This is a genomic window from Staphylococcus sp. MZ3, from assembly GCF_018622755.1.
Lineage (GTDB): Bacteria > Bacillota > Bacilli > Staphylococcales > Staphylococcaceae > Staphylococcus > Staphylococcus aureus.
Genome location: NZ_CP076026.1, coordinates 2,741,850 through 2,768,701 on the forward strand (window position 1 = coordinate 2,741,850; position 26,852 = coordinate 2,768,701).

The following is a 26,852-nucleotide window of genomic DNA, read 5'->3' on the forward strand; positions in this document are numbered from 1 at the left end:
AGTTTATAATAATAAAGTGAAATTGAAAAAGACAGCTATTATGCGATGAGCGAAAAACTTCAAGTAAAACAAGAATTTAACGGCGTTACAAGGCAATACTTGAATTTCAGAACAGATAGTATCGATGATCTGGATAAGTTCAAAAAAGAATTCAAACCTGTTATGCACTTAAAAGGTGATGCATTCAATCAACAGTTACAATCTTTGATTAACAAATATCCACAAATACAAAAAAATATGAAATCAGAGTTCATTGCTTATTATGATAAAGAAAAAATAGAGAAACAGTAAAAAACTATGCTTGGAACCTTCAAAAATCTATAAATGACATTATGCAATCATATCCTAGCACAAAATTTGTACAGTTTTATAAAGATGATGTTTCCCCGTCAATGGTAGATGGAAATGGCCGTTTAAAATCGGATACTAATGTAATTTCCATCGAAGGAGGAAAGTATAATGAAAACAAATAAACTTATAACTGATTTAGATGCTATTGAGTTAAGTAGCGGTTGGAATTACAATTCGAAATTGGTGACTGGCAAAAATGCACTACTATCAGATAGCCTTTTAAGAGATATTAAAGTATTAAGTTCTAATGTTAAAGGCGACGCTGACATGCTAGAAATAGAACTTCGTGCTGTAATAAACGCAATGTCTCAAAACGAAGGTAAATCTGTTGATGCACTTAAAAATAGTACCGCTTCTCTAAAAAACAATCTAACCAAATTAAAAGAGCAACTCGACAAAACTACACATTAATTTCATACATTTTGAGTGAACAGAATTATATTTCCATAGCAAACATTCCTAAACTACACATACGTTACATAATTGATTCATTTTTATAGAAACGGGTAAAAATGATAAAGTAATCATCTTTCACAAAAAATCAAATATTGGGAGGAATAAAATATGATTTTACGTTACGTGACCAATTTAAAACTTGCGAAAGAGCTATACCAAGCCAGTAAACCTAAATTGCAAGAAGATAAGGGTATGATTGAACTGTTTGAACATACTTTTGGCTTGCAAAAAGAACTTGTAAAATACGTCGGCATTGCAGAAGCAACTACTGCTGCTTTATACTCAGCTAGCTTTATCAATAAAAACATTTCTCGCCTTGCTTCACTATCAACGATAGGCATTTTAAGTGTAGCTGTTTACAAACATTTTGAAGCTGGCCAAGGTAAAAAAGGTGCACAACATGCATTAGATTTATTAGGTCTTGCTACTTTAAGTTTACTAGATACATTTTCTTGTAATAAAAAATAGTCTTCATTTTAGAAGCACATACTTTAGCACCTGTGTACTTTTGATTCAATTCATAAACGGTACACCGCTATAGCATGTGTTTTATTATTTTTCTGGTCTCTTTATCGTAAATATTCCCCCTAATTTAGCATAATCATTTCCGGCTAAACGAGAAACAGCCTGTAATGCGTGTGGATTGATTTTAAAATCACCCTCATAAATACTGTCATCAATATGATAAGTTACAATTTCACCTATTATTAAATCAGCCCCATCTAATACATCTCCAAGCAATATCATTTGCGATAGTTTACATTCGAATCTCATTTTCGCGTCTTTAATTCCTGGCGTCTTAATCGTTGTAGATGTTAAAAGTGATAATTCTGTACGACTCAACTCACTGTCACCATATGCTAACGGCGCTGCAGTCTCATTAATATCTTGAACGTTATCTTCGTCTGTAATATGCACAACAAAGTCTCCAGTCCGCTCTATATTCAAGGCAGTATCTTTTCTCTTACCTCCTGCACGTTGAACTGCAATAGCAACCATTGGCGGATGGTTATTAACAATATTAAAAAAGCTAAATGGTGCTGCATTTACTGATGCATCTTGATTTAATGTTGTAACAAAAGCTATAGGTCGTGGAATAATTGAACCAATTAATAATTTATAGTTTTCTCTAGCAGTTAATGATTGTGCATCAAACGTATACATAATACCTACCTCTTTTCTTAGTATATCTAGGTATTTCTCCGATTTTGGTTAATTTAAACATCTATTCTCCGCTGAAAATCACTTGTATTTATTTAGCAAATCTTTTGAAATATGACACATATGCATATCTTCTGGATATTTTTCTAAATGTTGCTGATGTTCTTCAGCACTTTTAATGTAATTAGACAGCGGTAAGACTTCCACTGCAATTTGATCTCTGTCTTTACGTCGTTCAATGAACTGACGAGCTTCAATTAAGTGGTCATCTAAACAACTATATAAACCCGTTCGATACTTTTCTCCAATATCATTTCCTTGTCGATTCACACTGTATGGATCAATAATTTCAAATAAATAATTCATGATGTCTGTAATTGTTAACATACGATCATCGATATGAAGTTTGACACATTCAGCATAACCATCATACGGACCGTCTAATTTAGAACTTCTTCCATTTGCTCTTCCTGCTTCTGTATGTATAATTCCAGGTATTGTTGCAAAAAATGCTTCAACACCCCATAAACATCCTCCTGCTACATAAACAACTGCCATATTTACACCTCATCATCCTTTTTTATATTTTTAACAAGGTTATACCATTTAATACCGCCATGACATGATTCTGATACACCTTCATTACGATACCCATATTTTTCATAAAATGAAATTAATGATTCTCGACATGTTAACGTTACACCATGTCGATGATGATTCTTAGCAAGAGTTTCAAAATAGTTTAGTAAGCGACCTGCAATACCCTGACCTTGATAATTTGGTGCTACAACAAGACCTAACACACTAATATAGCCACCTTCACTATTATTTGTGGAGACATTTTTAAATAAATCATCGCTAATGTAACGCTCTTTTATGACTGGACCGTTGATGTATCCAATTACTTCATCATTCTTTTCAGCTACAATAAAAGTTTCTTGAATTTGTTCAATTCTCAATTTCAATGCCTCTCGTGTTGCAGCTTCTTCCGGTGAAAAACCAATATTTTCAAGTGCAATAATTTGATCTAAGTCCTGCATGATTACTTTTCTTAATACCATAAAAACACTTCCTTAGCCCTATATATCAAAAGTAATACCTTCATCTTTATATTCATTATTTTCAAACTACCTTCACTATAAAAAACGAGTCTTTTTATTGAAAGCCATTCGCCTTAATCAATTAGACAAGTTGTATTATACGAATTAGTAAATAATCATGATTATAATTCATTTTAAGCATACTCAAAAAGACTGGTACATGTATACCAGTCTAATTCGAAAAAATATATTTAGTTAAAACCATTTCAAAAACGACTTCACTTTTCCTGGCTTAGTCGGTCTGTCTAAATAAACAAAATTATCATTGATTACTGAACTGGCATTTCGAAGTAATGCTTCAATATCATTCGAATATTTCTTCAATTTATGATTGTGAAATAATTCTTGCATCAAAAATGGTCTTTGGTCACATGAATGTGCATCTGAAGCTACAAAATGAGCCAAATTACATTCTATAAATTGTAATGATAACTTTTGAATGTTTTTACCAAATCCACCAACTAAAGAACTCGATGTTAATTGACTCAATGCCCCATTTGCAACCAATTCATATAATATTTCTGGATTTTTGGCGATACTTCTATTTCTTTCAGGATGTGCAATGATTGGTATGTAGCCTCTCGATTGTATTTCAAAAAACAATTGTTTTGTATAATGTGGTACTTCGCCCGTTGGAAATTCAATTAATAAATATTTCGAACGATTAATACCTTGAATACTACCATTATCTAAGCCTTTCAGAATCGAATCTGTAATTCTAATTTCTTGCCCGGGAAATAATTTAATATCCAATGCTTGAACTTCTGGATGCGTTCTTAACTCCGCCAATTTCACAAGCACTTGTTGAAATGTATTATCATATCTCGGATGCAAATGATGAGGTGTCGCTACAATACTTGTTACACCTTCATCCTTAGCTTGCTTTAATAGTGCAATACTCTTTTCAATTGTTTTAGGACCATCATCTATATCAACTAATATATGGTTATGAATATCAATCATGATTCATCAGTCCCATAATATGCATAGTAACTAGCACTTTTATCTTTAGGCATTCTATTTAAGACTACACCTAATAATTTAGCACCTGTTGCTTCAATAAGTTCTTTTCCTTTTTTAACTTCATCTTTATTATTATTTTCCGAATTAACTACGTAGACAACATTGCCGGTAAACTTTGAAAATAATTGCGCATCTGTAACTGTGTTCACTGGTGGCGTATCGATAATTACAAAGTTATAATTCATCAATAATGTGTCATACAAATTTGCAAATGCTCTTGATGTAATTAACTCTGACGGATTCGGTGGGATTGGCCCAGACGTCAAGACGTCTAAATCTTGAATTTCAGTTGAGATAATACTGTCTTGATAAGTTGACCAATTTAGCAATAAACTTGATAGGCCTTCATTGTTTGGCAAATTAAAAATATAATGCTGCGTAGGTTTACGCATATCCCCGTCTACGATTAGTGTTTTATAACCTGCTTGCGCATATGCAACTGCTAAATTTGCTGCAATTGTAGACTTACCTGCGCCTGGTGCCTCTGAAGTGATTACAATGCTTTGAACTGCACTGTCAGGATTTGCAAACATAATATTTGATCTTATGCCTCGAAATTTCTCGCTAATAGGTGACTTTGGTTGTTCATGGACAATTAAACTTGATGTACTTCTTCGTGTATTCGTCATGGTAATTCCTCGTAAATTAAAATTTTTGTATTGAACCTAAAATAGGTAATCCTAGTTGCGATTCAACATCTTCTTCTGTCTTAATACGCTTATCTAATAATTCTTTTAAGAAAATAATCAATATTGCTAAAACAATACCAACAATAATGCTGATCACTAAGTTGACAGATACTATTGGAGATACTTTTACAGCATTATCATGTGCTGAGGAAAGTATCGTAACATTATCAACACTCATAATTTTAGGCATGTCATGAGCAAAAACTTTAGATATTCTATTAACAATTTTGTCAGATTCAGATTTATTCTCAGTTGTAACTGATACAGTAATAATCTGAGAGTTTGTTTGATTGGTTACTTTTAAAAACGAATTCAACTCAGCTGTTGAATACTGACCATCAAACTCTCTAGATACTTTATCTAGAATTCTTGGACTTTTGATAATTTCCGTATATGTATTAACAGACTGCAAACTACTTTGAACATTTTGGAACGCTAAATCACTTGAGGACTTTTTCATGTTCACTAGTATTTGAGTAGAAGCAGTATATTTGTCAGGCATAACAAAAAAGGTTAATGCCGCACTTACTACAAGACATATTGCCGGTAAAATAAGCAATAATTTAATATTCTTCTTTAGAATATTTAATAGTTTTACTAAATCAAACTTTTCTTTCATGGTTTCCTCCACATAATCAATCATTGTATTCATTATGTATGTTTTATAAATCGGACAATTATATCTAGTTTAACGACCACAAAACATACACAACTACATTTTCTCTAATTATTTATATAAATATTTTATCGTTTAAAATTATATCATGATTCTCTACCGTTATGTATAACTTATTTATATTTTTGTATAAGGTATAATATTGTCCAACTTCAAATATCCAAACCTATTAATAATAAAACTAGATACCATCGTACTCTATCATGGCTTTCTTATAATCGAGTAGAAGCATCATCATTACTTGATTATTTGCTCTTTACAACACCGAGCGTGCCCGTACTCGGTAATTCAATACCTTGCCTAACCCGTCACTGTGAGTTGGGTTAATGATAATAAAGCCCACACCTTTTAAAAAGATGTGGGTAATTTATATAATTTTTATTTACATTTTTAACTTATAAAAAAAAGCGCCTATGTCATGATTTACCATCACATAGGCGCTTATCAATAAATTATTACTTATTACTTTCCATTTCATCTAATTTATGCGGATTTCCTGTAATTAGATGACAACTTATTCTTTTCAGGGGAACATTACACTTTTATAATATGTTCAAAGACAAACTTAACCATTCACAAATATAAAGAATAATATTATCAAATCATTGAACAAATCGTATTTTGCAACAATTGATATTTATATTAATGTATTGCATTTAATTTATAAAATTCATATACATCTTAATATTCTCAATATCGATTTGTATTGTCAACTTTATATAGATTTAAAAAAATAATCTCATGTCTTTTTTTACAAAAGTAAGTTAATTATTACAAACTAGTAACAAAAATTATTTCTTCAAAAATATATTTAGTAGCGAATACACTTCATCTTTGAATTGACTTTTACTTTCTTCCACTGCTCCAAATTTTTGCGAAAAGGATGCTTTCAAATACCAACTTTCAAGAAACAGCAATATTAAATTCTGAAAGTCTTCTTTTGTCATCTTTATCTTTGATTCATCATAGAATTTTGCTATCTCTTTACTTAATGATTGATTTAAATCTTGTATTTGTCCGTAAATATTTCCAGAAAATTCCTCAGGCGTATTAGATAATTGAACGTACATTCTAATATACCTTTCTTCGATGTCGAAAATAAACTCAAATAAGAATTGATATAAAGCATCAATTGAATAGTTCGATTTATTTTGATTCATCATAATAATATTATTAAGGTAATCAAAACAGCATTTAACACTTTGTTCGTAAATACTTTTTTTCGAGTCAAAATGGTAATATAAACTCGCTTTCTTTATATTTACACTTTTAGCTATATCATCAAGTGTTGTACCGTCATACCCCTTCTCTGAAAATAAGGTTATTGCGTTATCAATAATCTTATCCTTCAATTTTTATAACCCCCTACTGAAAATTAATCACACTATGTTACAGGAAAATTAAGTTGCAATTACAAATATTTCCGTTTAATTATAACAACAATCTATTGCAAATTAAAATACTATCAATTACCATATGGCTTACAACCTAACTAACGAAAGGTAGGTAAAGAAATTGCAATTTTTTAACTTTTTGCTTTTTTATCCTGTATTTATGTCTATTTACTGGATTGTCGGTTCAATTTATTTCTATTTTACCAGAGAAATTAGATATTCATTGAACAAGAAGCCTGACATAAATGTGGATGAATTAGAAGGCATTACATTTTTACTTGCCTGTTATAACGAAAGTGAAACGATTGAAGATACGTTGTCTAATGTTCTTGCACTCAAATACGAGAAGAAAGAAATTATTATCATTAATGATGGAAGTTCAGATAATACAGCAGAACTCATCTATAAAATCAAAGAAAATAATGACTTTATTTTCGTCGATTTACAAGAAAACAGAGGTAAAGCCAACGCACTCAATCAAGGCATTAAACAGGCTTCATATGATTATGTAATGTGCTTGGATGCAGATACTATCGTTGATCAAGATGCACCATATTATATGATTGAGAATTTCAAACATGATCCAAAACTTGGTGCAGTTACAGGTAATCCTAGAATTCGAAATAAGAGTTCTATTTTAGGTAAAATTCAAACGATAGAATATGCAAGTTTAATTGGCTGTATTAAGCGAAGTCAGACACTTGCTGGCGCAGTCAATACTATTTCGGGTGTCTTCACTCTATTTAAAAAAAGTGCAGTTGTCGACGTTGGCTACTGGGATACTGATATGATTACCGAAGATATTGCAGTTTCTTGGAAATTGCATTTACGTGGATATCGTATTAAGTATGAACCGCTTGCCATGTGTTGGATGTTGGTTCCAGAAACATTGGGAGGTCTTTGGAAGCAACGCGTGAGATGGGCTCAAGGGGGACACGAAGTATTACTACGAGACTTTTTTAGCACAATGAAAACGAAAAGGTTTCCTTTATATATTTTGATGTTTGAGCAAATCATCTCAATTTTATGGGTATATATAGTGCTTCTATATTTAGGCTATTTGTTCATAACAGCAAACTTCTTAGACTATACATTTATGACATATAGTTTTTCAATATTTCTACTATCATCATTTACTATGACTTTTATAAACGTTATTCAATTTACAGTCGCACTCTTTATTGATAGTCGCTACGAGAAAAAGAATATGGCTGGACTCATATTTGTAAGTTGGTATCCGACAGTATACTGGATTATTAACGCAGCAGTAGTTCTTGTCGCATTTCCAAAAGCATTAAAACGTAAGAAAGGTGGTTACGCAACATGGTCAAGCCCAGACAGAGGGAATACCCAACGCTAAAATCATCGCTAAATATTGTAAGAGAAACAGCACTTATCGCTATATCGTGTGTCTTTTGGATATATTGTTTAGTTGTTCTACTCGTTTATATTGGTACTATATTTGAAATTCATGACGAAAGTATCAATACAATACGTGTTGCTTTAAACATTGAAAATACTGAAATTTTAGATATATTTGAAACTATGGGCATTTTCGCGATTATCATTTTTGTATTTTTTACAATTAGCATATTGATTCAAAAATGGCAGAGAGGAAGAGAATCGTGAAGTATAGAAAATTAATAATTTTAGTGTTGAGTATCTTGATCATATTGCCTGTAAGCACACTGGATGGTCATCATATTGCAAATGCAGATGACGATTCACCTAAAAAACTGAAATATAAAGAAAATAGTGCTCTGGCATTAAATTATCACCGTGTAAGAAAAGCGAATTTTCTGAATAATTTTATTTACTTCTTTTCTAGTAGTAAAGAAATTAAAAATTATAGTGTTAGTCAATCACAATTTGAATCTCAAATAAAATGGCTAAAATCACATGATGCTAAATTTTTAACCTTGAAAGAATTTTTATATTACAAGAAAAAAGGTAAGTTTCCAAAACGAAGTGTATGGATTAACTTTGATGATATGGATGAAACTATTTATGAAAATGCTTATCCAATCTTAAAAAAATATAAAATACCGGCAACTGGGTTTATTATCACAGGTCATGTTGGGGAAGAAAACTTTCACAACCTCGATATGATTAGTAAAAAAGAACTAAAAGAAATGTATAAAACTGGGTTATGGGAATTTGAAACACATACCCACGATTTGCATAACTTATCTAAAAATAATAAGTCAAAATTAATGAAAGCTTCTGAAGCTACAATCATAAAAGATTTAAACAAAAGTGAAAAATATCTAACTAAAAACTTTAAAAAGTCGCAGAAAACTATAGCCTATCCTTATGGCTTGATGAATGACGATAAATTACCGGTAATCAAAAAAGCTGGGTTAAAATACGGTTTTTCATTAGAGGAAAAAGCAGTCACTCCGAACTCCAATGATTATTACATCCCTAGAATATTAATTAGTGATGATGCTTTTGAGCATTTAATTAAGAGATGGGACGGATTCCATGAAAAAGATTAGACTTGAACTCGTATATTTACGCGCTATTATATGTGCAATTATTATTATCACACATTTACTTACACAAATTACTTTAAAACATGAAAATATGGAGGGAGGATCCTTAGTATTACAATTTTACATTCGTAATATTGTGATTTTTGGTACACCTTGCTTTATTATCTTGTCACAGTTACTGACAACCTTGAATTACCAAAAAGTCACCTATAGATACTTAACTACACGCGTAAAATATATACTTATTCCTTACATATTAATGGGATTGTTTTACAGTTATAGTGAATCATTATTAACAGATTCAAGTTTCAATAAACAATTCATTGAAAATGTCCTATTAGGTCAATGGTATGGCTATTTTATCGTTGTTATCATGCAATTCTTTATTTTGAGTTATATCATTTTTAAAATTAACTATAACCTATTCAACAGTAAAATATTATTATTGTTATCTTTTATTTTACAGCAATCATTTTTATATTACTTTACGAACAACACAGCGTTTCACGATACCGTGCTACACTATTATCCATTAAGTGAAAACACTATAATATTCGGATGGATTTTTTATTTCTTTTTAGGTGCATATATGGGTTATAACTACGAACGTGTATTAAATTTCTTAGAACGTTATTTAGTTATTATGATTGTATTAGCTGTAGCTACTTATTTTGTGTTTATTGCGTTAGCAAATGGAGACTATTGGAACGTTACCAGCTTTTCATATTCATTAACACCATATAATAGTATTATGTTTATTGTTATCTTGGGTATTTGCACGCATTTTAAAACAATGTTATTTAATACGATTCAAATGATTAGTGCTTTCTCATTCTTTATTTATTTATTACATCCAATCATTCTAGACTCATTGTTTGCATATACAAATATATTTGAGGATAATACAATGGTCTTTCTAGCGATATCACTACTATTCATTTTAGGGTTATGTATAGGTGTCGGTATGATATTGCGTGAATTCTATATCTTTAGGTTTATTATTGGAAAACAACCATATAAATTGAACATTAATGCTTATTAATTATTAAGCTATGTTAAAAACACGCGGTGGGCGAAATCAGTTTGAATTGACTGACTTCGTTTTACCGCGTGTTTAATAATGTTATACATATATTCTAATTGCACATTATTGTAAGCTGACTTTCCGCCAGCTTTTATGTTGGGCCCCCGCCAATGTTTTACTTGAATAATTCTTTTAGAATTCTAAATAATGATCCGATTAATTGAAAGAAGTCTGCAGTCATTGTTAATTCCTCCCTTTACTTTTTAACTTATGCTTGCTTAGTATCAGTCACCTTTTCAGTTTTCACTAAATCGTCTGCTAAATGATGCCAAAAATCTTGTAATTCTTCTCTTGTGCGCACTGTATCAGAACTGTCTTGTCCTACAAAGTCAACATGATCCCAATCATGTTTTGTAGGCGTCACTTGCCAAATGCCTTTTTGAATTTTATCTGTCGCTTTTGTATAAGCTTGATTAAATGGATGTTGAGAAGAAATAACGGATACTAAACCATCGTTTTCTCGCCATTCTTTTTCAGTAGCTTTACCGATTAAGTTACCAGTAATCACAAATGGGAAAAACATATTTAAGTCTGCTTTTTGTCTATCGCTATTTAATGCTTTGTGCGTTGCTTCACCAGTGTATGTTTTATACACAATGTTAGGGTTCAACGACGTTTTACGATTTAAATCTGTTGCACCCTCACGCGTCAGATCGTAAAATCCATTATCTTTTGATTTCCATAAATTAGATTGTTTAACGCGTTTGACATAATCAATATATGATTCATTTGGCTTCTGTTTTAGACCCCATTGAGCCAACCCGAAGTCTACTCTTGAATTTTTATTACCAAACATTTTACCGATATCAAATACGATTTGTCTCACTAAAGCTTCATTACCAGCTAAATCTGATGCGTGTGTACCATTATGTGGTGTTCCTAAAGTAGTAATTGATGAAATCATATTGTCATGATTACCTTTGGATAGTGGAGAAATTTCGCCACCATGTTTCTTTTGATACTCTATTTCTTCACGATTACCATTACGCAGTAATTCTTCTAGTTGACGTATCGTTTGACCGCCCATACTATGTCCAACTAGGTGTACCTTCTGTCCTGGTTTCCAGTCTTTGTAAATTCCTTCGTATGTTTTTCCATAACGTTCATGTCCATATTTTGCTGCATGTGCTGCACCATAATCTACACGACCGCCTTTGATATAATAATAAAGTTCAACTGCGCGGTCATAGTTACTTCCAAAAGCACTTATACTTGCTTCATAAGCTTTGTAACCATTTTCTTCTAAATCTTGGCGAATGTTCATTTTATTACCGCCCCAATAATGAGCTAACACTGAAGGATTAATATCATCTGTAAACCCATTGAAACCATGCACTAAAACGATAGGATCCTGATTTTTATACTGCCCTTGTTTGGCAACTTTATTCGTTTGATCATCTTTCGCTTTTGCAGTAAGTTCCTTTGTCCCTTTGTTTGGTAACGTTGCTACTGCACTACTTTTTAATAAATTTAATCCATTTTTCTTGTCATTGTCCTTTGTTGGTTCTACTGGTGATTTTTGATTGTTTTTTAAATCTGAAACTGATAGTGTTTTTTCGTCTTTTTGAGGTTTCACTTCTTGTTCATTGTTAAAATTGTAGTTAGTAATTTTATCATTCGCTTGATTATTTTGTTGTGGTTGTACTTTCTCTATTTCTGTCTCATTAACAATTTCTCGTTGACTTGTTTGATCTAACTTATTTAATGATGGTGCTTCCTTTATTCGACTTTGTGAAGGTAGATTGTTATTAGCGTTTGAATCTTGACTATTATCTGCCTCTTTTGACTGTTGCTGTGACGCCACTTTACTTTGTTTACCATCATTAATAGCCTGTTCTAACCCTTGATTTACATCGCTAGGATTAGCATTGTTATTTTTTGTTGTATCACGTTGAATATTTTTATTATTAAGCGATGATTTTTTATCATCCTTTAGTTGATCTTTATTCAAATCATCTGTTTTACGATGATTTTCTTCTGATATTGTTTTATCATTATGCAAGTTCTTAGTTAAATTTTCAGTATGTTGCTGTTCGTCAACACCGTTTTCACGTTGATAATTAGCATTTTCCCTAGTTTGTTGATCCCCAATAGATTGTGCTGTAACTGTATCCTCCTGTGAATTTCCCATATTCACTTGCTTCTCAGCTGCTTGTGCTTGTCCACCACTTAAAAATAGTAATGTAGCTATTAAAATGGAAGATGCACCTACACTAAATTTACGAATACTATACTTATTTTGACTTTTCATCATTGTCAGCACCTCTATTTTTTTATTTTAGATAAACAAATTGATAATTATTCGAGGAATAAACTCAAATAATTTACTTAACCAAGCACTCATAATGACCATCCTTTCTATTGTTTAATTTGACGAGAAAGCGTTTACATTTGTATTTAAAAAATATATTCTCCAAAGAGAATTTAAAGTGTATACGCTAATCATTTCAAATTATTAATTAATATTATATTTGGCAAAATTTAATTAGTCAATAATTAGACACAATTTAATTATGCAAATTGTAACTTTTTTACATATATCTTTTTTGATTTTTAATATTTACATGCTTGGGGCTTAATTCCAATGATGTATTATTTTTTTAGATTAGCTATATGGGGAGATTTATGAGCTATTACAGTTATTATGTTTGCTGGTGTCGTATTTTAAACCTAAAAATATCATCCCATCCACAATAATTGTATCAGGATAAACCGTAATACTTGTTCCTAAACTAAATATATACAGTTAATTTTCTTCCCTCAAAGTAAGTATCCTACTATTTTTAATTTATTGTTTAATTACTCTTGAACTACCTTTAACTTAATCTCGAATTTATGATGATTAGCATAAAAATACATCCCATAAAGTTAGTTTTTTAGTCCAACTTTCGGGATGCACATCTTAGTTCTAATGGAGATTGTCTTTTAAATAGGCTATGACATTTCTATTTCAGGCTAGATATATTTTTATTCACAGTATAAATACAAAGAATGTAAAGACAACTATGATATTAAAGGTTACTAAATTCTCTTTAGCTTTTTCGCCATTTTTTCCCTTCATAACTTCATTATATCGATTCATATACTTTTCAACATCTTTAACAGTGACATCTATTCCTGAGTTGCTCAATTCACTTTTCATAATTATTTTTGGTTTCGTATTGTGATTATCCACTACTTATCTATAACGCGTTTGCAACTTTAGTACCATCACAGCATTCATAGTTAAAATATGTTGGTGTCGTATTTTAAACTTGAAAATGTCACGTTTTCCACAATATTTGTAAGTGTATAAGCCATGATCCTTTTCTCTATATCTCAGCCCATACTTGCTTTACCACTGTTCGATATTTTGTCGTTCACCTTTAAAGTTATTGCGCTTATGATGTCTACGCGCTAATTCCGCCTCAATTTCTGAAAAATCGACGCCTAGCGCATGCATCAAGACAAATAAATGATAAAGTTCATCTGCTACTTCACTTACAAATGCTTTTTTGTCACCTTTAATTGCTTCAATTACGACTTCAAAAGCTTCTTCACCGTATTTTTTTGTAATCTTTTCTATACCTTCTGTTAATAAATATTTTGTATATGACTTTTCATTATTGGATTGGGCACTATCTTGAACTGTCTGCGCTAATGTTTGCACTGAAAATGGAACTTCTGTGTTGAAACAACTTTGACTGCCTGTATGACATGTTGGTCCATTTGGTATGACATCAATTAAAATAGTGTCATTGTCGCAATCTACATGAATATCTTTAACACGTTGCGTATGACCAGATGTTTCACCTTTTGTCCATAGCCGTTGTTTCGACCGCGAATAGAAACATACCACACCATCTTCTATCGTTTTATCAAAAGCTTCTTGGTTCATATAACCCAACATCAATACTTGTTTTGTTTGATTATCTTGTAAAATTGCTGGCACTAAACCTTTGCTAAAATCAATTTTGTAATTGGTCATCTTACTGCTATACCCCCTTGCCGTATCACTTCTTTAATAGATTGAACCGTCGTTTCTCGATCATGTAATATACTTGCAGCTAAACCTGCAGAAACATCCGTCTGATCAAATAATTCTACAAAGTGTTGTGCATTGCCACCACCACCAGAAGCAATGATTGGAATATTTACAAGAGACTTAATATTTGCTAGGTGTTCAATATCAAATCCTTGCTTCATACCATCATGTCCCATACTTGTAACGAGGAGCTCACCTGCACCTAACTGTTCTACTTGCTGTACCCAGTCATATACTTTAATATTTGTCATCTTTTTACCACCATGCGTACAACAATAATGTGCTTTTCTTTCAGGATCATAATAGCTATCAATTGCTATACAGATGCATTGTCTACCGAATTTATCACTCGCTTGTTTAATGAGCTGTGGATTTTTTAAAGCACTTGAATTTAAAGATACTTTATCTGCACCATGATTTAACAATTGGGTAATATCATCGAGACTTTGAATCCCACCTCCTACAGTAAGAGGGATAAACAAGCGTGACGCTGTCTGTTCAATCACTTCTAGCATTAAGCTATGACCCTCTTCCGTCTTAGAGATGTCTAAAAATACTAATTCATCAGCACCCGCTTCATTGTAATACATTGCTAAATCAACAGGATTCCCTATATCCCTTAATCCTTTAAATTGAATCCCTTTAACGACACGACCATCTTTGACATCTAAACATGGAATGATACGTTTTTTAATCATTTTAGCCCCTCCCAAAAAGATGCTTGATGTGCAGCCTTTCCTATAATAGCAGCGTGAACATTTAGCGACGCTAATCGTTGAATATCTTGCTGATGTCTAATACCACCGGAAGCAATGACAGGAATCGTCGTTGCCTTTACTAATTGACCAGTTAATTCAAAGTTAGGTCCGGACATTTTGCCATCTTTAGCAATATCAGTATATATAATGCCGCCAAGAGGTATATCCGATAACCGTCTCACAAAACTAAATAAATTTAACTCTGTGTCCTCTTCCCATCCGTTCACTTTAATATCTTCTCCATAGGCATCAACAGATAAATAAATGCGACCTGGAAATGTATGTGCCATCTCTTTAAGCCAATCAGTATCTTGAATACCTTTCGTTCCAACTATGCAATAATTAATTCCTGCAGCAAAGTAGTCCATGATTTGTGACTTCGTACGAATGCCACCACCTACTTCAATATCTTTGGTTGTTAATCTCCTCAATGACTTAATATAATCAAACTCTCGGGCATGCTGTGCCTTAGCACCTATCAAGTCAACGATATGAATACGATTCACACATTCAAATTGACTATAGTAAGCGATACTTTCCTCAGCCGAGCGTGACATTTTTTCTTCACTATCATATTTACCCTCTGTTAACCTCACACTTGTTGACCCAATCAAATCAATCGCTGGCCATAATTCAATCATTTATAAATCCCCCTTGTATTGCCTGACGCAAAATTTGTAACCCATATGTACCGCTTTTTTCAGGATGGAATTGAATACCAATATAATTGTTAAATTGAACAATTGCCGGAATATCAGCCCCATACTGCGCATATGCAATGACATTTTCTGACATCGGCGCTTGATAAGAATGTACGAAATAAACATCTTGATTTAACATAGGGTGCTTACTCACTAAATTATTCCAGCCTAAGTGTGGCACTGGGTATTCTGTTTGGATACGCGAAATATTTCCTGGGATAAACCCTAATCCAGATGCATCGCCTTCATCACTATGCTCATACATTAATTGCATGCCTAAACAAATACCAATCATCTTCTTATCAGTATTCTTAGCCAATATTGCATTGAGATTTAATCGTTTTATCTCTGACATCGCATCTTTAAAATGGCCGACACCGGGCAATATGATTGTTTCTGCTTGATCGATTATTTTTGAGGTATTTGAGACAACCACCTCATACCCTAAATGTTCAATAGCGCGTTTTACATTACTAATATTCCCTAATCCATAATCAACGATGACAATCATTCAATCACACCTTTCGATGACGGCACACGCTGATCATCAGTTGCAGTTAGCGCTATGCCTAATGCACGGGAAAACGCTTTGAATATAGCTTCAATTTCATGGTGTGTATTACCTCCACGAATTAAATCAATATGCGTTGTTAATCTTGCATTGATTACGACCGCTCTAAAAAATTCTTCTACTAACTCCGTATCAAACGTACCAACTTTTTCTTTACTTAATGATGCATTGAATGATAGGTATGGGCGCCCACTTATATCCACAACGACACGTGCTAATGTTTCATCCATTGGAATGTACATCGTTCCATAACGAACGAAATGCTTTTTATCTTTAATCATTTCAAGTAACAATTGGCCAATGACAATGCCGATATCTTCAGTTACATGGTGATCATCTACGTCAATATCACCTTGTGCCTCAATGTTTAATGACAGACCGCTATGAAATGTAAACAATGTTAACATATGATTTAAAAAGCCCACACCTGTATTAATATGCGATGGTGACTGGTCATCTGATATTGAAATATTTAGTTGTGTTTCAGCTGTGTTTCGTTGTTTTTGATAAATCATATTTTGCACTCCATTCTTTAACAATTTCTTCTAATTGCTTTAACTGCGATGCTGTTGCAATTGAGTATCTTACATAGCCCTTCATCACCGGCTCACCATAAAAGCGAGGTTTAAATCCTTGTTCATATACGTATTGTCCTAATTGTTGCGCTGCTGAACCTTTAGTAAGTACAAAATTGGCATTTGATGGGAATACTGACATTTTATCTGCAACATGTGTATCAAATATTTGTTTTAACTGCTCAGCTAACTGTCGTTGCATCGTTAAAAATACTCTTGTCTCTTCTCTATGTCTAAAAATATAAGTCGCAATATTTAGCGTAAATACATTTAATGGATATGGATGTTCTATTTTTTGAATATGCTTTATCGTTCCAGCAGTACTAATTAAGACACCTAATCTTAAGCCGGCAATTCCAAACGCCTTTGATAATGTACGCATTCTTAAGATGTGTGGTGCCAGTTCCACGTCATATGCCGTACCATAATCTAAATATGCTTCATCAATGACAAAGTATCCGTTTAATGCTTTCATCTTATCTGCAATAGCTGTTAAAAATGCCGTATCAAATTGCTTGCCTGAAGGGTTATGTGGATTACTCATAATAAAAAATGATGGTTGTACTTCATCGATTTTCGTTAAAATGGTTTCCAAATCAAACGTTAAATCTGATCCTGCATCTACAAATGCAATTTCACGATTTACTTGTGCCGCATATGCTTGATACATAAAAAAATCAGGATTTAGCGTTAATGCCGGACCTTCTGGCATGATCAGCATTAACTTTTGAATCAATTCATCAGATCCATTTCCTGCAATAATTTGTTCAGGCGATAATCCGTAAAACTTAGCATAAGCTTCCTTGAATTGTTCATATGCTGCATCAGGATATAAATTATATGGCGTTGCACTAATAATAGACGTCATTGTTTTTTCATCCAACGGCGTAACTGGACTTTCATTTTTATCAATATAAATCATTTCAATTACACTCCCCTAAGACTGACGTATTAAAATAGACTGCTGGTGATTGTATAATGCTTCAACATGAGCAATATGTTGTGCTGAATCAGCAATTTGTTCAAACGTATCTTTTGATAAATGGATGACCGTGTTCCGTGTTAAGAAATCATTGACCGATAACCCATTGGTAAATCTAGCTGTTCTATTTGTAGGTAATACATGACTTGGACCTGCAACGTAATCTCCTATGACCTCTGGCGAATAATGTCCAATAAACAATGCACCCACATATTTCACTTTTTCAATATATGGTTGAGGATTTACTGTTTGAATCGACGCATGTTCAGGCGCGATTGTATTCATGACATGGCATGCTTCATCAAAATTACTAGCATGGATAAGATAGTGTTGATTAGCGATACTTTTAGAAACAATGTCGTATCTGTCCACATTAGGCAATGCTTTAGCAATACGTGATTCTAAATCTTTAAGGACTTGCGCATCTTCACTAATGACATATGTACGTGCTAATTCATCATGTTCTGCTTGCGCAAATACATCATATACGATGGCATCTAAATCTGCGGTGTCGTCAATAATCAGTGCTATTTCTGTTGGTCCTGCAATTTGATCAATACCTACCTGTCCAAATAAATATTTTTTGGCATATGCAACAAATTGGTTACCTGGACCTACAATCTTATCAACTTTAGGTATCGTTTCTGTGCCATAAGTCAATGCAGCAATACTTTGAGCACCACCAACTTGAAACACTTGATTAACTTGCGTAATATAACATGCAGCTAATACCTCTTGGGATACTCCGTTAGGTTGAGGTGGTGTCACAACAACAATATTTTCTACACCTGCTACTTGTGCTAAAGTCGCTGTCATTAGAACCGTTGATGGATAACTTGCTTTGCCACCAGGCACATAAATACCCACACTTTCTAGTGGATGGTATATTTCATAACACTCCACTGATTCTTCTAACTGTTGATTCGTCTGTTTAATACTTTCTTGATATGCTTTAATTCTTTCATAACTTTGTTGTAATGCTTGTTTTGTTTTTTCATCTAATGTGTCAAATGCTGCTTTAATTTGTTCATGACTAATTTCTAAATGATCTGTTTTCGTATGATCGAATGTTAGATTATACATTTTCAAAGCCTTATCTCCATGAACTTTAACTTCCTGACAAATATCGCGAATAATTGGATACAATGACTCATCTAATGGTGCTTCTAATGAAAATTGATTTAAAAATTGTTGTGCATTAAGCATTGGCAATAGACACCTCCAAAGAGCGAATAAATTGCTCTATTAATTGTGATTTTTTAAAATAAGCTGCTTTATTAGTTATTAATCTTGCATTGATATCACTAATATGTTGCTTTTCAACCAGTCCGTTCGCTTTTAGCGTAGTACCTGTTTGAACGATGTCGACAATTCCGTCTACCATATCTACGACACAAGCTAATTCAACAGAACCATTCAATTTAATCAATTCGACATCAATACCTTTTGATTTAAAATATGTTTCAGCAGTATGAACATAACTCGTTGCGATTTTACGATAATTGGTCGTTTCAGGTTTCGCTGCAACCGCAAAATGACATACTCCAAAAGGCATATTCAACAAATTATTAACATTATATTGGCGCTCATCTAATATGTCGCTACCAACAATGCCTATGTCGGCCATTCCTTGTTCCACATAAATTGGCACGTCACTTCCTTTTACTAAAATGCATTCAATATTATCTACACTTAATAATAATTGGCGTTCTCTATTTTTTAATGTTTCTGATAATTTCGTATATTCAATTACATCTAAATAGTTAATTAAACTATCCATTAGACGTCCTTTGGCTATGGCGATTCTTAACATTGTGCATACTCCCTTACTTAAAGTGTTAATCCTAATCCAAACCCTTCGATGCTTCCTTTGTAATAACCACCTGTTAAAACTCGAGATTCATTTTCAGCAAAATGACATTGAATAAATAAACCTGTGTAATAGGATCTAGGTGGCTGCGCAGTAATATCTAAATGGATGTCTTTATAACCTTGTGTATGTAACCAACGTTTCCATATTTTTAATTCAACGAGTGCTGGATGGTCATTTGGAATATAGTGTTCCAATACATTTAATTGTTGTTGCGTATTCTCTTTCAAGATTTGCACGATTGGATGTTCAGTCGACAAATATGTAACCAGTCCCGATAAATTACGTTCCTCAATCATTGATAGTATGTCTGGTGTTTGTAATGATTTATCGAGTAAGGCATCAAGCAATTGATAATGTCCCAATACAACAAAATGCACGTTGTCTCTCAACTGCTGTTGAATAAACTGAATAAATAGCTTTAAGCTCTGTTGTACATTCGCTAATGATGGTGCATAGTTTTCCAAACCCACTTGTACAGCCGCTTCATTATTCCGAATGATTAAACCTGTGTATGCCACTTTTGTTGCTGCAGTTGGATACATTGAGTAATAACGCAATAATTGATCTGTAAAATCATTTCGAAGTGCATAAATTTGATGCTCATGTTGCCAAAAATTTCGCTCACCCATCTGCTGCAAATCCTCATGGTTCAATTGTTTCCAGTCCAACTTTTCAACCACACTAAAATCAACTAACTCATAATCCGCTTTATTAAAATATTTTAAAAATGCTGTTTCCGATTCTTTTAACGCAATTAATTGTTCTGAATTATTCACTCGACCACCCTTTACTTTCAATACTGTATTTAAAATCACTTGGTATTTTCGTTGTTCACTTTACTTCTCTACCATGCTAAAGTGTAATATGATTAATAACTTATCATTTTTAGCAATACATTACAACCTTTTTCAGAAAATTCGGTGTATTGGTTTTAAATTTTTACAAAAGAAAAAGGCAAGACATTTGTGCCTATAAAAATGCTTAACCAAGATTTTTATATTGAAGTTGTACTTCTTGCACATATTGTCCTTGCCTTATTATGTAAAGTTATTTTCTTTCTATCTTTTTATTAAATTTAACTATTCTTCATAATCCCGATTACCTTTAAAGAATTGTCTATCTTGTTTACTATATACATTTTCAGGATTAAAAAACGGTTTGAGTTTATATTTAAATTCAAATAAGTTTAGACCATCAATCGCAACCCTATCTTGGTAAACGTTCGTTGCTGATATATCTGTAAAATTGTTTGGACCGACACCTGCAATAAACTTAAACTCTGCTTCATCTACCAAATAATCATACGCTTGTGTATGTCTATCCTGTGCGCCATGTGGAAATACAAACATATCTGTTTTACCTACAATTGGTTCAACTTCATCTTTCCATCTTTTAGTATCACGTTTAATACCTTCTAAAGATGTTTTTTCAAAATTAATGTGACCATATGAATGACTCGCAAATGACCATCCATCCCGTTTCATTGCGCGAACAACTTCCTCAGCTGCCTTTTTATTCTTTGTATAATCTTTACTCGTTAATTCATTCGTGCGATAACCTAATACGCCCTCATAACCGGTTAAAGCAACAACACCCTTTTCACCATTTAAAGAAAAATCTGGATGCTCTTTTACAAATTTATTTAAAATTGGCACGATATCATTGTCATCAGAATAAGTAGCATGGCCTTTTGAGTCTGTCGTTTCAGATACAACATGTTTATTTTTATCGAGTACTAAACGGTCAGCATAACCATGGTGTCTCATGTAACTATAGTAATTCATATCATCAATTGAGATGATTAGTGGCTTTTTACCTTTCGGCAATTTTATTTTTTTGGCTTTTACATGATGAGATGATAAGTCGTATACATCATGTGGATTAACGATGATGTAATTATTTTTATATAATTCGTTCAATGATTTTTTAAATTCACTTACAGTAATCATCCAATCATTGTTGCCCTTAGCTTGGTGTGTATCTCCTGTAAACGCAACTTTTGGTTCTGTAATTAATGGGTGATAAAACACATGATAAACTTGTCCGTGATATGTTTCCCAATGTTCATCCATTTTCGATTTATGCTTTGCATACTCATTTGGATTAACAGATTTATTTTGAGCTTTCTCATTTTGCTTGGAACAGCTATATAGCAATGCAACTGATAATAACAGAAAAAATAGCAATAAATATTTTTTATGCATTAAACATTCTCCCTATGTTTTATTATGCACAATTATAACATTTTTATTATGTGGCTCATAACTTTTTAAGAAACTGTTGGGATTTTAATTTTATTTTTTAGATAATGTCATAGTATTTTATTTATAAAACACAATATCTCCTTGATTGATAATGTCGTCCATAGCTTTGTCTCGCTTGAATTTAAGCCTTTCTGCTAAATTTATTGAACGTTGGTTACACTTATTTGTCCTGATAACTTTTACTGTTTCTTGATCGATATAATTCACAAAATTTGTGATTGCTGTAATAGCCTCACATGCGTACCCTTGTCCTTCAAAACTTGGATGTAATTTATAAAATAAATTTAATACTGTTTCTTGCTTTAATTGTCGATATTCATATCCACAAATACCAATAACACTACAATCTATTTTTTTTACCAATACAAAGTAACCAAATTGATATTGTTGCCAATGGTTTCGCCATTTTTCAATCCACCGTTGTGTGTCTAATTTGGAATTATGTAAACCTTTGGGAGTGTATATATTTGCTTGTGGATGACTACAAATATTATAAAGTTCAATTAAATGCGAGGAACTTGGAATCATTAAATTTAATCTTTCAGTATTTATCATTAAATGTCTCCCTCCTATTTCTATTTAAAGACTATTTATATGAATGCTAATACCACGGGTTGAAATATCGACTATTATTTAAAAAGAATAATGTAACTACTAACATCAGAAGTATTAACGTCAAACACAAAACAACATAATCATCTTTTTTTAATTGTTTTTTGACGTACCAGGTTCTCCTTTTATACTGTCCGAATTGTCTTAACTCCATAGCAGTACTAATAGTGTCAATTCTTTCGATACTAGAAAATATTAAAGGTAACACAATGCGTTTGATACCTTTAACACGGCTAGTAAATTTCGCCTTTTTCGAATTATCATATCCTCTTGCTTGTTGCGCTTGTGAAATATTAAAATATGTTTCTTGAATATCTGGAATATACCTTAATGCTAGTGAGACTGCGTAACTGATTTTATAATTCACACCTAGCTGATTTAAACTTGCAGCAAAATGACTCGGATTCGTTGTGAATAAAAATATTAACGCTAAAGGAACTGTACTAATATATTTTAATATTAGATTAAAAAGATAGAATAATTCCTGTGATGTTAGCGTAAATCGACCAATACCATTGATTAACTCTGTACGCTGATTATAAATCTTCACACCATATTCAGGATCAAATATGTATACGGCAATAATATTTAATATTGTGAAAAACAGAATGAATTTAACAACAAAACGAACTTGTTTCCATTCAATATGAGCATATTTGAACAATAAAATAGATGAAACACTAATTAAAATTAAATATCTTGTGTCATAAGTCACCATTGCAGAAATAGAAACAACTAATAAGAATAAAAGTTTAACAGTCGCATTTAATTGATGAATACGACTATTTCCCGGGTGAAAACCTATAGTATTATATTGATTCATTGGCGTCTCACCTTCCTATCATGGTTAATAAATAATTGTACTAATTTCTGTGGCTCGCTAATCCCTATATATTCGGCCATTTCAAATAGCGATGTTTGTCTCAATGATGCAATCTCACAGATTTTTTTATCATTTAAAACCAATACTGGCGTGGTATCAGCAACGACTTGACCTTTTGATAATACAACTGTTCTTGAACTATACTCAGACAATAAATGCATATCATGCGTAATCATAATAATCGTCTTCCCTTGTCTGTTTAGCTCAATTAAAAATGACATTATCTCATTATAATGATAGAAATCTTGACCAGCAGTCGGTTCATCCAATATGATTATTTCCGGATTTAAGACTAAAACAGATGCTATAGTGACCCTCTTTTTTTGACCATAGCTTAAAGCTACAATTGGCCAATTCCGAAATGCATAAAGTCCGCATATTTTGAGCACATTCTCTACCCGTATCTTTATATCTGATTCTTTCATACCTCGTGCTCTTAACCCTAATGCTACTTCATCGTAAATCATTTTTTCGGAAATCATATGATTTGGATTTTGCATCACATAACCTACGAATTCAGATCGTTCGCTAATTGACAATTGATTAAATCCCCTATTACAAAATTGGATATTACCTGTTATATCTAAAAATCCACAAATTGCTTTAGCAAGTGTTGATTTGCCGGCACCATTGTGACCAACTATACTAAGCATTTCTCTTCTATAAACATTTAATTGAACATTATTAAGTACACTATTACTATAGTCACTATATTGAACACATACCTCATTTAATTCTAATAGCGGTTCAGATTTGTACTTATCATCATTATTTGCAGATGTTTCATCTATCCATTTTTTCACTTTAAATTTAACATGTTCACTCATACAAACGTCACGTAAATTCGCTAAGTTATCAATGGATTCGACATCTACTTCTGCATATTTAAGCGCTGTACAGTATAATGGTTCACGTATGCCTGCTTCTTTAAGCTTAGATGATTTTAGCAAATCACTAGGCGTTGTATTAGCGATGATTTTTCCATCTTTAAAAAGAAGAACTCTATCAAACGTATCATCTAATGATTCTTCTAATCGATGTTCGACAATAATCATCGTTGACTTTGTTTCTTCATGAATATTGTTTAACAATCTCAGCGTTTCATGTCCTGTCGCAGGATCTAAATTGGCCAGTGGCTCATCCAATATTAAAATAGGCGTACGATGGATTAATATACCACCTAATGAAACGCGTTGTTTTTGACCTCCAGATAAATCTTGCGGTCGGTGATTTAAATGTTCTATCATGCCAACTTTTTCAGCCCAATAACTTACATTTTTCTTCATATCATCTTGTTCAACACAATTATTTTCTAATAAAAAGGCCATATCTTCAGCTGCTGTTAAGCCTATGAACTGTCCATCTGTATCTTGTAAAACTGTACCAACAACATTAGATCTATCATGTAAACAACTAACGGTTGCATCTTGATTATTTATATATAGTTCCCCGGTTATGTTACCTTTAGTTTTAAATGGAATTAATCCGTTTATGCAATTTGCAAAAGTCGATTTACCACTACCTGAAGCACCAACTACTAGCACTTTTTCTCCTGGATAAATATCAACATTTATATTCTGTAATGTAGGTGTTGCTTGACTATGATATTGAAAACTAAAGTCTTTGAACGAGATAATTGGTTCAGTCATGATATATCATTACCTTTCTACATTCATTTACATATCTGATTCAACAAAATGATTATTCTTTACGTAAACTACCTTTTTTTATTTGAGATGAAGCATATGCTTTTAATAATATTGTCCCAATAATGCCAACTGAAATAATATTTAATACTGCAGAGATAACACCTTGTGTATAAACCTTGTTAGCCGGTTCGTTATAAATCAAAATATCTAATGTTGGTGCAATAAGTGCCCAGCAAATAATATTCGCAATAATTTGACCGATATTAAAATAAATCATCGATTTCCTAGAAAATCGGCCTGAAGAAAGATTTAATTTTAGGCCAATCCATCCATATAAACAGCCTATAATTCCTGAACAAATAACCCAACTCCACCAAGCACTACCGTATGTCGTGAAATCTTTAATAGCGTGTCCAACTAATCCAGTCATTAAACCAGCAAAAGGCCCAAATATTGCAGATATTAATGCTAAAAATGCATAAGATGTTTCTATATTCGTATTAGGAAAACCTGTTGGTATTACAACAAAACGCCCTAAAATCACAAATACCGCTGCTCCTATACCAATCGCAACAACAGTTTTAACTGAAATATCTTGTTTTTTCATCTTCATTACTCCTTACATAAAAAATTCATTAAATTGATGGTGCTTTAGATAAATGAATCGTCCAATCATTTCCAGTACCAATATGATATAAATCTGAAAATGAGTCTTGATTGACCGCTACACCAATATTTACTAGCGAGTTAACATACACAAGAGGTTCACCCACATTAACATCTGCAAACGATCGCGCAAATTTAATAATATTTTGATAGACTTTCTTATCTTGATGATAAATTGTTACCACCAAATTATTACCATGAACAATTTCCAAGGATTTTAAGAATGCCAATGGAATATTTGTCCATAATGACCCAAATCTGATATCTAAAATATCAATGCTTCCTGTAACAGAATCCTCATTTTTTGTCGCTTCTCTTATTTCTAATGCCTCAATACTATCAACATTAATTGCCTGACCGAGACGTTCAAACGCTATCTTATTTGCAGCTAATCTCGCACCATTGTATGCATAAACATCTCTACCATGAAAAGTATGACTTTCTTCCGAATGAGGCAATCGGCTTTTCACTTCATCAATTTCGATAACTTTTTTAATACCTTCGTAATGTTTAATATGACTTAAAGAACCATTATCAGGTGTAATAATGTAATGACCTGAATATGTTAAGCAAGCAATGCTCCGCCTATCACTACCTACACCCGGGTCTACCACTGATACAAAAACTGTGCCTTTAGGCCAGTATTTTACAGTTTGATATAAACGATATGACGCTACCCAAATGTCATACGGTGGTATATCATGCGTTAAGTTTTCAACACGTATATCATCACTTACAGTATATGCAACTCCATACATTGCACTTACAGCGCCATCACTAAGTCCAAAATCTGATTGCAATACCAAATAATTTCCCATAAAATGCCTCCTTTTTTTAAAACTTCAAAAAAATATTATCTACATAT

General features: G+C 32.5%; 27 protein-coding genes and 2 pseudogenes. 7 read left to right on the top strand and 22 right to left on the bottom strand.

Features of this window, described 5'->3' with window-relative positions; all coding sequences use genetic code 11:
* Positions 1-15 precede the first annotated feature (15 nt).
* The 3 genes and pseudogenes from KI230_RS13435 to KI230_RS13445 all read left to right on the top strand — a co-directional run.
* Positions 16-473, top strand: a pseudogene (locus KI230_RS13435) (hypothetical protein); the annotation flags it as partial.
* Positions 460-762, top strand: coding sequence for a hypothetical protein (locus KI230_RS13440; RefSeq protein ID WP_000856175.1), 303 nt, complete (start codon positions 460-462; stop codon positions 760-762). The pseudogene KI230_RS13435 and the gene KI230_RS13440, both read left to right, overlap by 14 nt.
* Positions 763-915: 153 nt before the next feature.
* On the top strand, positions 916-1,275 hold the full coding sequence (locus KI230_RS13445; protein ID WP_000603497.1) for a hypothetical protein: 360 nt from the start codon (positions 916-918) through the stop codon (positions 1,273-1,275).
* 84 nt (positions 1,276-1,359) lie between these two features.
* Here KI230_RS13445 and KI230_RS13450 read toward each other — a convergent pair whose 3' ends face one another.
* The 7 genes from KI230_RS13450 to icaR form a co-directional block, all read right to left on the bottom strand.
* Complete coding sequence (locus tag KI230_RS13450) at positions 1,360-1,971, bottom strand: flavin reductase family protein (protein WP_000287923.1); 612 nt, start codon at positions 1,969-1,971, stop codon at positions 1,360-1,362.
* Positions 1,972-2,049: 78 nt separating this feature from the next.
* Positions 2,050-2,526: a peptide-methionine (S)-S-oxide reductase gene (locus KI230_RS13455; protein WP_000301927.1), complete on the bottom strand. Its 477-nt coding sequence runs from the start codon at positions 2,524-2,526 to the stop codon at positions 2,050-2,052.
* 2 nt (positions 2,527-2,528) lie between these two features.
* Positions 2,529-3,029, bottom strand: a complete 501-nt coding sequence (locus tag KI230_RS13460; RefSeq protein ID WP_000244278.1) for a GNAT family N-acetyltransferase — start codon at positions 3,027-3,029, stop codon at positions 2,529-2,531.
* A gap of 234 nt (positions 3,030-3,263) precedes the next feature.
* Positions 3,264-4,031: a tyrosine-protein phosphatase gene (locus tag KI230_RS13465; protein ID WP_000565310.1), complete on the bottom strand. Its 768-nt coding sequence runs from the start codon at positions 4,029-4,031 to the stop codon at positions 3,264-3,266.
* Complete coding sequence (locus KI230_RS13470; RefSeq protein WP_000185863.1) at positions 4,028-4,720, bottom strand: polysaccharide biosynthesis tyrosine autokinase; 693 nt, start codon at positions 4,718-4,720, stop codon at positions 4,028-4,030. Before KI230_RS13470 ends, KI230_RS13465 begins: the two co-directional genes overlap by 4 nt.
* 16 nt (positions 4,721-4,736) lie before the next feature.
* Positions 4,737-5,399, bottom strand: coding sequence for a YveK family protein (locus KI230_RS13475; protein WP_000659674.1), 663 nt, complete (start codon positions 5,397-5,399; stop codon positions 4,737-4,739).
* Between the two features lie 848 nt (positions 5,400-6,247).
* Entirely contained in the window at positions 6,248-6,808 is a 561-nt protein-coding gene (gene icaR / locus KI230_RS13480) for an ica operon transcriptional regulator IcaR (protein ID WP_000653261.1), read from the bottom strand.
* A gap of 163 nt (positions 6,809-6,971) precedes the next feature.
* Between icaR and icaA the strand changes: the two genes are divergently transcribed.
* From icaA to icaC, 4 genes are read left to right on the top strand one after another with little or no spacing between them, the layout of a single operon-like run.
* Entirely contained in the window at positions 6,972-8,210 is a 1,239-nt protein-coding gene (icaA, locus tag KI230_RS13485) for a poly-beta-1,6 N-acetyl-D-glucosamine synthase IcaA (RefSeq protein ID WP_001159430.1), read from the top strand.
* The gene (gene icaD / locus KI230_RS13490; RefSeq protein WP_000240580.1) at positions 8,174-8,479 is read left to right on the top strand and encodes an intracellular adhesion protein IcaD; all 306 of its coding nucleotides are present in this window, start codon (positions 8,174-8,176) and stop codon (positions 8,477-8,479) included. Before icaA ends, icaD begins: the two co-directional genes overlap by 37 nt.
* On the top strand, positions 8,476-9,348 hold the full coding sequence (gene icaB, locus KI230_RS13495; RefSeq protein ID WP_000877369.1) for an intercellular adhesin biosynthesis polysaccharide N-deacetylase: 873 nt from the start codon (positions 8,476-8,478) through the stop codon (positions 9,346-9,348). The genes icaD and icaB overlap by 4 nt, the downstream gene beginning before the upstream one ends.
* Complete coding sequence (icaC, locus tag KI230_RS13500; protein ID WP_000723836.1) at positions 9,335-10,387, top strand: polysaccharide intercellular adhesin biosynthesis/export protein IcaC; 1,053 nt, start codon at positions 9,335-9,337, stop codon at positions 10,385-10,387. Before icaB ends, icaC begins: the two co-directional genes overlap by 14 nt.
* A 250-nt stretch (positions 10,388-10,637) precedes the next feature.
* On the opposite strand, the gene lip1 is transcribed toward icaC, so the two are convergent.
* From lip1 to KI230_RS13580, 15 genes and pseudogenes are all read right to left on the bottom strand, one after another.
* Positions 10,638-12,680 (bottom strand): YSIRK-targeted triacylglycerol lipase, encoded by a 2,043-nt coding sequence (gene lip1 / locus KI230_RS13505; RefSeq protein WP_214958287.1) that lies wholly within the window; start codon positions 12,678-12,680, stop codon positions 10,638-10,640.
* Positions 12,681-13,763: 1,083 nt separating this feature from the next.
* Positions 13,764-15,151, bottom strand: a pseudogene (hisF, locus tag KI230_RS13815) (imidazole glycerol phosphate synthase subunit HisF).
* Positions 15,148-15,852 carry a 1-(5-phosphoribosyl)-5-((5-phosphoribosylamino)methylideneamino)imidazole-4-carboxamide isomerase gene (gene hisA / locus KI230_RS13520; RefSeq protein ID WP_000571736.1) on the bottom strand — a complete coding sequence of 235 codons (705 nt, stop codon included), beginning with the start codon at positions 15,850-15,852 and terminating at the stop codon, positions 15,148-15,150. Before hisA ends, hisF begins: the two are co-directional and overlap by 4 nt.
* The gene (gene hisH / locus KI230_RS13525; protein ID WP_000635623.1) at positions 15,845-16,423 is read right to left on the bottom strand and encodes an imidazole glycerol phosphate synthase subunit HisH; all 579 of its coding nucleotides are present in this window, start codon (positions 16,421-16,423) and stop codon (positions 15,845-15,847) included. The genes hisA and hisH overlap by 8 nt, the downstream gene beginning before the upstream one ends.
* The gene (gene hisB, locus KI230_RS13530) at positions 16,420-16,998 is read right to left on the bottom strand and encodes an imidazoleglycerol-phosphate dehydratase HisB (RefSeq protein ID WP_000640266.1); all 579 of its coding nucleotides are present in this window, start codon (positions 16,996-16,998) and stop codon (positions 16,420-16,422) included. Before hisB ends, hisH begins: the two co-directional genes overlap by 4 nt.
* Entirely contained in the window at positions 16,967-17,980 is a 1,014-nt protein-coding gene (locus KI230_RS13535; protein ID WP_000639186.1) for a pyridoxal phosphate-dependent aminotransferase, read from the bottom strand. The genes hisB and KI230_RS13535 overlap by 32 nt, the downstream gene beginning before the upstream one ends.
* Before the next feature lie 15 nt (positions 17,981-17,995).
* Positions 17,996-19,246, bottom strand: a complete 1,251-nt coding sequence (gene hisD / locus KI230_RS13540; protein ID WP_000930650.1) for a histidinol dehydrogenase — start codon at positions 19,244-19,246, stop codon at positions 17,996-17,998.
* Positions 19,239-19,853 (bottom strand): ATP phosphoribosyltransferase, encoded by a 615-nt coding sequence (gene hisG, locus KI230_RS13545; protein WP_000944146.1) that lies wholly within the window; start codon positions 19,851-19,853, stop codon positions 19,239-19,241. The genes hisD and hisG overlap by 8 nt, the downstream gene beginning before the upstream one ends.
* Before the next feature lie 17 nt (positions 19,854-19,870).
* The gene (locus KI230_RS13550; protein WP_001065593.1) at positions 19,871-20,689 is read right to left on the bottom strand and encodes an ATP phosphoribosyltransferase regulatory subunit; all 819 of its coding nucleotides are present in this window, start codon (positions 20,687-20,689) and stop codon (positions 19,871-19,873) included.
* 303 nt (positions 20,690-20,992) lie between these two features.
* Positions 20,993-22,117 (bottom strand): polysaccharide deacetylase family protein, encoded by a 1,125-nt coding sequence (locus KI230_RS13555; RefSeq protein WP_000549232.1) that lies wholly within the window; start codon positions 22,115-22,117, stop codon positions 20,993-20,995.
* Between the two features lie 117 nt (positions 22,118-22,234).
* Positions 22,235-22,732: a GNAT family N-acetyltransferase gene (locus KI230_RS13560; protein ID WP_000610979.1), complete on the bottom strand. Its 498-nt coding sequence runs from the start codon at positions 22,730-22,732 to the stop codon at positions 22,235-22,237.
* A gap of 46 nt (positions 22,733-22,778) precedes the next feature.
* Positions 22,779-23,612: an energy-coupling factor transporter transmembrane component T family protein gene (locus KI230_RS13565; RefSeq protein WP_001077829.1), complete on the bottom strand. Its 834-nt coding sequence runs from the start codon at positions 23,610-23,612 to the stop codon at positions 22,779-22,781.
* Entirely contained in the window at positions 23,609-25,321 is a 1,713-nt protein-coding gene (locus tag KI230_RS13570) for an ABC transporter ATP-binding protein (protein WP_045177876.1), read from the bottom strand. The genes KI230_RS13565 and KI230_RS13570 overlap by 4 nt, the downstream gene beginning before the upstream one ends.
* 52 nt (positions 25,322-25,373) lie before the next feature.
* Entirely contained in the window at positions 25,374-25,928 is a 555-nt protein-coding gene (locus KI230_RS13575; RefSeq protein WP_000743714.1) for an ECF-type riboflavin transporter substrate-binding protein, read from the bottom strand.
* Between the two features lie 28 nt (positions 25,929-25,956).
* A complete protein-coding gene (locus tag KI230_RS13580) occupies positions 25,957-26,805 on the bottom strand; it encodes an SAM hydrolase/SAM-dependent halogenase family protein (RefSeq protein ID WP_000528922.1) in 849 nt (282 codons plus the stop codon).
* Positions 26,806-26,852: the final 47 nt, after the last annotated feature.

Coding starts and splice junctions, on each gene's coding strand:
- KI230_RS13440 (WP_000856175.1), top strand. CDS start 460: ATGAAAACAAATAAACTTATAACTGATTTAGATGCTATTGAGTTAAGT.
- KI230_RS13445 (WP_000603497.1), top strand. CDS start 916: ATGATTTTACGTTACGTGACCAATTTAAAACTTGCGAAAGAGCTATAC.
- KI230_RS13450 (WP_000287923.1), bottom strand. CDS start 1,971: ATGTATACGTTTGATGCACAATCATTAACTGCTAGAGAAAACTATAAA.
- KI230_RS13455 (WP_000301927.1), bottom strand. CDS start 2,526: ATGGCAGTTGTTTATGTAGCAGGAGGATGTTTATGGGGTGTTGAAGCA.
- KI230_RS13460 (WP_000244278.1), bottom strand. CDS start 3,029: ATGGTATTAAGAAAAGTAATCATGCAGGACTTAGATCAAATTATTGCA.
- KI230_RS13465 (WP_000565310.1), bottom strand. CDS start 4,031: ATGATTGATATTCATAACCATATATTAGTTGATATAGATGATGGTCCT.
- KI230_RS13470 (WP_000185863.1), bottom strand. CDS start 4,720: ATGACGAATACACGAAGAAGTACATCAAGTTTAATTGTCCATGAACAA.
- KI230_RS13475 (WP_000659674.1), bottom strand. CDS start 5,399: ATGAAAGAAAAGTTTGATTTAGTAAAACTATTAAATATTCTAAAGAAG.
- icaD (WP_000240580.1), top strand. CDS start 8,174: ATGGTCAAGCCCAGACAGAGGGAATACCCAACGCTAAAATCATCGCTA.
- icaC (WP_000723836.1), top strand. CDS start 9,335: ATGAAAAAGATTAGACTTGAACTCGTATATTTACGCGCTATTATATGT.
- lip1 (WP_214958287.1), bottom strand. CDS start 12,680: ATGAAAAGTCAAAATAAGTATAGTATTCGTAAATTTAGTGTAGGTGCA.
- hisA (WP_000571736.1), bottom strand. CDS start 15,852: ATGATTGAATTATGGCCAGCGATTGATTTGATTGGGTCAACAAGTGTG.
- hisH (WP_000635623.1), bottom strand. CDS start 16,423: ATGATTGTCATCGTTGATTATGGATTAGGGAATATTAGTAATGTAAAA.
- hisB (WP_000640266.1), bottom strand. CDS start 16,998: ATGATTTATCAAAAACAACGAAACACAGCTGAAACACAACTAAATATT.
- KI230_RS13535 (WP_000639186.1), bottom strand. CDS start 17,980: ATGATTTATATTGATAAAAATGAAAGTCCAGTTACGCCGTTGGATGAA.
- hisD (WP_000930650.1), bottom strand. CDS start 19,246: ATGCTTAATGCACAACAATTTTTAAATCAATTTTCATTAGAAGCACCA.
- hisG (WP_000944146.1), bottom strand. CDS start 19,853: ATGTTAAGAATCGCCATAGCCAAAGGACGTCTAATGGATAGTTTAATT.
- KI230_RS13555 (WP_000549232.1), bottom strand. CDS start 22,117: ATGCATAAAAAATATTTATTGCTATTTTTTCTGTTATTATCAGTTGCA.
- KI230_RS13560 (WP_000610979.1), bottom strand. CDS start 22,732: ATGATAAATACTGAAAGATTAAATTTAATGATTCCAAGTTCCTCGCAT.
- KI230_RS13565 (WP_001077829.1), bottom strand. CDS start 23,612: ATGAATCAATATAATACTATAGGTTTTCACCCGGGAAATAGTCGTATT.
- KI230_RS13570 (WP_045177876.1), bottom strand. CDS start 25,321: ATGACTGAACCAATTATCTCGTTCAAAGACTTTAGTTTTCAATATCAT.
- KI230_RS13575 (WP_000743714.1), bottom strand. CDS start 25,928: ATGAAAAAACAAGATATTTCAGTTAAAACTGTTGTTGCGATTGGTATA.
- KI230_RS13580 (WP_000528922.1), bottom strand. CDS start 26,805: ATGGGAAATTATTTGGTATTGCAATCAGATTTTGGACTTAGTGATGGC.